Annotated in this window: 4 protein-coding genes; 2 read left to right on the top strand and 2 right to left on the bottom strand. The window is 42.9% G+C overall.

What is annotated here, in order from left to right; translation table 11 throughout:
• A partial coding sequence (locus D0T49_RS12635; protein WP_304623101.1) for an FISUMP domain-containing protein occupies positions 1-1,340 on the top strand: 1,340 nt, incomplete at its 5' end.
• A gap of 71 nt (positions 1,341-1,411) precedes the next feature.
• Here D0T49_RS12635 and D0T49_RS12630 read toward each other — a convergent pair.
• Positions 1,412-3,466 (bottom strand): cytochrome c biogenesis protein CcdA, encoded by a 2,055-nt coding sequence (locus tag D0T49_RS12630; RefSeq protein ID WP_163632233.1) that lies wholly within the window; start codon positions 3,464-3,466, stop codon positions 1,412-1,414.
• A gap of 194 nt (positions 3,467-3,660) precedes the next feature.
• Here D0T49_RS12630 and D0T49_RS12625 point away from each other — a divergent pair, with 194 nt between their 5' ends.
• Complete coding sequence (locus tag D0T49_RS12625; RefSeq protein WP_163632230.1) at positions 3,661-4,383, top strand: (Fe-S)-binding protein; 723 nt, start codon at positions 3,661-3,663, stop codon at positions 4,381-4,383.
• Between the two features lie 67 nt (positions 4,384-4,450).
• Here the strand turns inward: D0T49_RS12625 and D0T49_RS12620 are convergent, their stop codons facing one another.
• Positions 4,451-5,470 carry an FISUMP domain-containing protein gene (locus D0T49_RS12620; protein WP_163632228.1) on the bottom strand — a complete coding sequence of 340 codons (1,020 nt, stop codon included), beginning with the start codon at positions 5,468-5,470 and terminating at the stop codon, positions 4,451-4,453.
• Between the last annotated feature and the right edge of the window lie 1,449 nt (positions 5,471-6,919).

Here is a 6,919-nt window from a genome sequence, read left to right as displayed (position 1 = left end):
AGACTTTAGTTTTGTTCTGTCTTTTTCAATTTTCGTTTTTCATTTTCAGTGCAAAAGCACAAGTAACAATCGGTGCTGACAAAGCACCCGAAACATTCTCTGCTTTAGAAGTAGTAAGTACTACAGGCGGCTTTCGCTTGCCTCAGCTTACTACCAAGCAACGCGATGCTTTAGTCGTAAGTGGTGAAGATTTAGCCGAAGGACTTACTATTTACAACATTACTACTAAATGTACCGACACTTGGAATGGCACTGCATGGATTTCGAATTGCGGTAGTAATGTAGCTCCACAAATCACCACACAGCCCCGTAAATTTAATTGGAAAGAAACCACTGGTGTTGGTACTTTATTAGGTATAGGTACTGATGCAGCTACCATAAGCGTAGCGGCTACAGGTGTTGTTCCTCTTACTTATCAATGGTACGAACTAACAGCTAACACCAACGCCGCTCCTGCCCCTATAGCTGGTGAAACAGCAGCAGCCTTTACTCCTGACTTATCTGCTTTGGGCATGCGCCGTTATTATTGCCAAGTTACCGATGCTAACGGCAATAGCATCAATAGTGATATAGCCGAAGTGGCTATAGGTTGTGGTGCTAAAACCGTATCAGGTGGTTGGAGTAAATTTATGTGTTATAATCTTGGTGCTACAGTTACAACTATTGCAGCTCAGAAATCAACTTCCAGTCCCGTATATACCTATGGTGGTACTACAGCTAGTCCAGCAGAGCGTAACTCAGCTGTTTTCGGTGACTTATACCAATGGGGACGTACTCGCGACGGTCACGAAAAGCGCACCAGCGGTACTTCTACCACCTTGGCTACAGATGTAACTACAGGTGGTACAACTACTGATGGTGTAACAACAGGCGGTATTAATACTTTTATTAGAGCTACTTCTTATCCTTACAACTGGACTACTGATGCTATCGCCAACCTTAACTGGCGTAACCAGAAAAATAGTACTTACGACCCATGCCCTGCCGGATGGCGCGTTCCTACTCAAGGAGAATGGAGTGATATTTTTCGTGGTGTTTCGGCTCCCGGTGCTGCCAAAACTGCCGTAGCTAATACTTGGGAGTGGCATGCTGCTGCTAACGGTACTGCCGGTTATGAGATTAAGCCTGATGGCGAGACTACTACTCTCTTTTTGCCCGCCGCCGGCTACCGCTACAACGGTAATGGCGAGCTCTATAATGTAGGATCTGGAGCCAACTACTGGAGTGGTAGCCTTAGCAGTACATACTCGCTCAGCCTGTACTTTAATGGTAGCAGCGTGTGCCCTACGGACATTAGCTACCGTGCGCTCGGCTTCAGTGTACGGTGTGCGGAGCTGTAATAAAACAAATATTCCCTTGCCGACTCTATCGTTATGTTAACGAGTAAGTCGGCAAGGGAATAACACTATATTTATTTCAATTTCAACCAGTTCAGGAATTTCACGGGGTCTTCGTCGTAAGCGTACGATTTGTTCAGCGGTTTGCCTTCGTTATCCAGAATCACATAAAAAGGCTGTGCATTGGCTCCGAATTTGGAACGCTGCAAATAACTCCACTTATCACCTATTGTTTTTATCTTACGTACCCGTCCGTTTTCTTCCACCTCAAAAGGCTCGTCAAGTTGGGTTTTATCATCCACATACAGAGTTATCAATACATAATCTTTTTCCAACGCATCCTTCACGCGAGGGTCAGTCCATACCTTGGCTTCCATCTTCCGGCAATTAACACACCCGTAGCCCGAAAAATCAACTACCACAGTTTTTTTAATAGCAGCCGCATAGCGCATACCTTCATCATAATCGGTAAAATCGGCATGAACTGCATCCGTATTAAGATTAAAATCTTGCGTATAAAGAGGTGGCAAAAATGCACTCGCAGCCTTCAAAGGTGCTCCCCACAAGCCCGGAATCAGGTAAATAGCAAAGGCCAAAGATATGATAGCAAGGAAAACTCCCGGAATACTGGTATGCTTGGTTTCGCTATCGTGCGGAAAGCGTAATTTTCCAAGCAGATAAAAGCCCAACAGGGCAAAGATAACAACCCAAAGGACAATAAATACTTCGCGGTCGAGAATATGCCATCCGTAAGCCAAATCGGCAACCGACAGGAATTTCAGGGCAAATGCAAGCTCGATGAATGCTAAAACCACTTTCACCTTATTGAGCCATCCACCCGATTTAGGAAGAGACTTTAACCACGTAGGGAAAAATGCAAATAAACTAAACGGGATAGCCAATGCCACCGCAAAGCCCAGCATGCCGATAAGCGGTGCAAGAATGCTTCCGCTGCTGGAGACTTCGACCAATAAGAAACCGATAATAGGGCCTGTGCACGAGAACGACACTAATACCAAAGTAAACGCCATGAATAGGATGCTGATAAATCCGGCTGTCGACTCGGCTTTTGCATCCATCTTGGTTGTCCATTTGGCAGGCAATGTTATTTCGAAAGCGCCAAAAAAGGAAATAGCAAATATGACTAATAATGCGAAAAGGAAAAGATTAAACACGGCATTAGTCGATAAGTCGTTCAATGCACTGGCGCCAAAAATAAGCGTAATAAACAAGCCTAAAAGCACATAGATTATAATAATTGCCAATCCATATAGCACCGCGTCACGTCGTCCGCTTGCTTTGTTTTGCGAGCGCTTGAGGAAAAAGCTTACTGTCATCGGGATTACAGGCCACACACAAGGAGTGATAAGCGCCAATAAGCCTCCAAGGAAACCAACGAGAAAAATCCACCACAATGAAAAATCCGACGACTTCATCTCTCCCATTTCCTGTAAGTCTGCTATCACAGGAGTCCAGTATTTTGAAAAAGCAGTATCATTATTTGTTTCCACAGCAGGCTGTTGTATCTCAACCTGTTGCGGCTCATTAATTTTCATCGGCTCTGTTTTTTGAGGAGTTTGAACAACTATCTTGGGAGCTGTAGCTTTAGGCTTCTCTTGCGAGGGGGGAGCCTGTGTGCTTGCAGTATTCTGCTGTACAGCATTAGCCACTTGTTCGTTGATAGAAATTTCAAATGGCTCTTGCGTAGGAGGCAAACAGGTTTGGTCGTTGCATGCCATATATTCCACATGCCCCTCTACAAATGCTTCTTTAGCGGAATCGAACGTAACAGACTGAATAAAAACAGCCTCACTGTCGTACCAGTTCAGCTCCATTGCAAAATTCACATCATATTTCCGAATCAGTTTAGATTTTGCCTGAACCTCACCGGAAAGTGCTACATTCTTCAATTCGTTAAAAACAATGTTGGTTGGGCGCGGCCCGTCGTCAGGTATTTCCAATCCGTACAAATGCCACCCTTTATCAATAGTAGCATGAAAAATTATATCTGCCGTATTTTCACCCGTTACTTTGTGCTCAATATTCCACTTTATAGGCTCATAAATCTGTGCCGACAAAGTAAAAAACGCACATAAGGAAATAAAGAAAAACAAAAATTTCTTTTTCATATATTTAGTGATTATGATATATGTTACAAAAATATAGATTTTTTTCTTTAACCAGCAAGAATCAAATTAATTAATAGTGCAACTGCATCAAAAATATGATAAATAGTTTTATAATAAGTTGGAAGATGTTGCGCTGTTATATTTATACTTACACATCAATTTTTCTTACTACCTTTGCATCAAAAAACAGACAAATGGACATTCAGCTATTTATTCCCTGCTACATAGACCAGCTATATCCCCAAACAGCATTCAACACCATCAAAGTGCTTGAAAAAGCCGGATGCAATGTACACTACAACCCTAAGCAAACCTGCTGCGGGCAACCAGCATTCAATAGCGGCTACTGGAAAGAAGCAAGTGATTTAGCTGAAAAATTTCTGACCGATTTTAACGCCGACATGCCCGTGGTATCCCCTTCGGGCTCGTGTACAAGCTATATTATACATCACTATGGCAAAGTTCTGTCGGGTAAAACCGAATTGATAAGGCAACACGAATCCATGAAAAGCTCCATTTATGAATTGTCCGATTTCCTGATAAATGCACTTAAAATCGAAAATCTGGGAGCCGAATTTCCACATAAAGTAACTTATCACGACTCCTGCTCGGCCCTGCGCGAATACGGCATAAAAGAACAGCCTCGCCGGTTGCTGAAACAAGTAAAAGGACTGGAACTAATAGAAATGACAGAAAGTGAAACCTGCTGCGGATTTGGAGGTACTTTTGCAGTAAAGAACAATTTCATCTCCGGTGCTATGGCCGAAAAGAAGGTTAGAAACGCGTTGGAAACCGGAGCCGAGTATATTATCAGTACCGAAGCATCATGCCTGATGAATATAAACGGCTATTGTAACAAACAAAACCTGCCTATAAAAGGAATCCACTTGGCAGACGTGCTGGCAAGTGGATTGTAAAATAAAGCTACGTAAACTCGTATTTGTTTTCGTTGCAGGAATCCCCTACTAAGTGTAAAACAGTTTTTTACAGCTCCGCAATACACCGTACGCTGAAGCCATGCGCACGATAACCAATGCCTGTGGGAAATACGGTACTACTATTGAAACTCAGGTAGAGCGAGTATGTGTTGCTAATGCTACCACTCCAGTAGAGGCCTACAGTCCCCACACTATAGAGTTCGCTATTACCATTGTGACGACTACCGGCAGCGGGCAAAAAGAGAGTAGTAGTCTCGCCATCAGGCTTAATCTCGTAACCGGCAGTACCGTTAGCTGCAGCATGCCACTCCCAAGTATTAGCTACGGCAGTTTCGGCAGCACCGGGAGCCGAACCGACACGAAAAATATCACACCATTCTGTTTGAGCCGGAACGCGCCATCCGATAGGACATGGATCGTAAGTATCATTTTTATAGCTACGCCAGTTTAGGTCGGCGGTATTAGCCTTTGTTATATCAACCCAATTGTGCGGATAAGAAGGAGCTTTAATAAATGCGCCTGAAATGTCTGCAGGAAGTGTAGCATCGTTATTAGTGGACAAAGTGGTAGTGGTAGCACTTGTACGCTTTTCGTGACCATCAGTAGTACGCCCCCATTGGTATAAGTCACCGTAAACAACAGAGTTATCATCTCTATTAGGATAAGTAAACACAGGACTACTATATGCCTTTTGGTCTGCTATACTTTGCTCGGTCGCACCCAAATTATAGCACATAAATTTGCTCCATCCTCCACTTACAGTCTTTGCCCCACAGCCTACAGCCACTTCGGCTATATCACTGTTTACACTATTGCCGTTAGCGTCGGTAACTTGGCAATAGTAACGGCGCATTCCCAAAGCAGATAAGTCGGGAGTAAAAGTTGCTGCTGTTTCACCGGTTATAGGGGTAGGAGCTGCATTGGTGTTAGCTGTTACTTCGTACCATTGGTAAGTTAGCGTACCGATGCCTGTAGCCGCTACACTGATAGTAGCCGATTCGCCACCAATACCTGTAAGGGCGGTTGCATTTTTAGNAATTATAACACATAAATTTACTCCAACCACCACTTACGTTTTTAGCACCACAACCTACTGCCACTTCGGCTATATCACTGTTTATACTATTACCGTTAGCATCGGTAACTTGACAGTAATAACGGCGCATGCCCAGTTTGCTTAAGTTCGGAGTAAAAGTATCTGAATCGCCTCTCGATCCGTCAGTCACAGCCTTAGGCTCAGCATTCTGATTAGCAGGCAATTCGTACCATTTGTACCTTAGCGTACCGATTCCGGTAGCCGCTACGCGGATAGTAGCCGATTCGCCACCAATACCTGTAAGGGCGGTTGCATTTTTAGTTTCTGCCCAGCTGAAAGCACGAGGTTGTGTAGTGATTTGTGGAGCTACATTGCTACCACAATTCGAAATCCAAGCAGTACCGTTCCATGTGTCGGTACAGTTAGTAGTAATGTTGTAAATTGTTAAGCCCTTAGCTAAATCTTTACCACTTACCGATAAGGCGTTACGTTGATCTGTAGTAAGCTGAGGCAAGCGAAAACCGCCTGTAGTACCTGTTACCTCTAAAAGCGAAAAACTTTCGGGTGCTTTGTCAGCACCAATAGTTACTTGTGCAGTTGCATTAAAAATAAAAAACGAAAATTGAAAAAGACAGAACAAAACTAAAGTCTGTCGGAATGATTGTTTTCTGTTCATGAGTTGATAATGTTTAATTGTTNTTGGCACTAAAAATGAAAAACGAAAATTGAAAAAGACAGAACAAAACTAAAGTCTGTCGAAATGATTGTTTTCTGTTCATGAGTTGATAATGTTTAATTATTAATTGTTAATTATTAGTTATTATTTTTTTAACACGGAGACACAAAGCCACGGGGTTAATTGTTAATTATTAATGGTTAATTATTAGTTGTTATTTAGTTACAAGTTACAAGTGTTTGGTTTTATTCCCGTCCCGTATAGCGGCTTTCAGCCCGCTTTACGGGTAGATTATGTTTGCTTTATTCTCTCCCTCTCGTTTGCAACGAGAGGGTTGTTGTTTTACGTTTAAAACGTAATCCCCATTTAACCCCTCGTTACAAACGAGGGGGAGTAATATAATATAGTTGATTCATAATTTATTGTCCTTTCGGATTTGTAATCCGAAAGCTGTTATCTGCGGATTTAAAATCCGCTATTAGTATATCATCGGATTGCCGCTCGAACTAAAACTACACTTATCTTCGGCACAAGTTACACTACGCTAAACTTGCACCAGTCAGGGTTCTTCCCGTCCCGGTGTCCTGCTTTGAAAAAGCAGCTATATCTAATTTCTTGTTCTTTGCGACAAACATCTTTTCCTTTTATCCGTAAAGCGGGCTCAAAGCCGCTATACGGATGAAGAAAAATATCCCACAAAGCCACACAAAGAAAAACACGGAGCTCAGCAGGGCTAAATAGCTCTCTGCGAAACTCCGTGAACGACTCTGTGCGGCTCTGTGAAACACACAACCAACATTCAT

It is taken from the genome of Paludibacter sp. 221, assembly GCF_010501035.1.
In the GTDB taxonomy this organism is placed as follows: domain Bacteria; phylum Bacteroidota; class Bacteroidia; order Bacteroidales; family Paludibacteraceae; genus QVMH01.
This window is presented reverse-complemented; position numbering and strand designations above follow the sequence as displayed.

Excerpts from the sequence above, each read along its gene's own strand:
- D0T49_RS12630 (WP_163632233.1), bottom strand. The coding sequence starts at position 3,466 with ATGAAAAAGAAATTTTTGTTTTTCTTTATTTCCTTATGTGCGTTTTTT.
- D0T49_RS12625 (WP_163632230.1), top strand. The coding sequence starts at position 3,661 with ATGGACATTCAGCTATTTATTCCCTGCTACATAGACCAGCTATATCCC.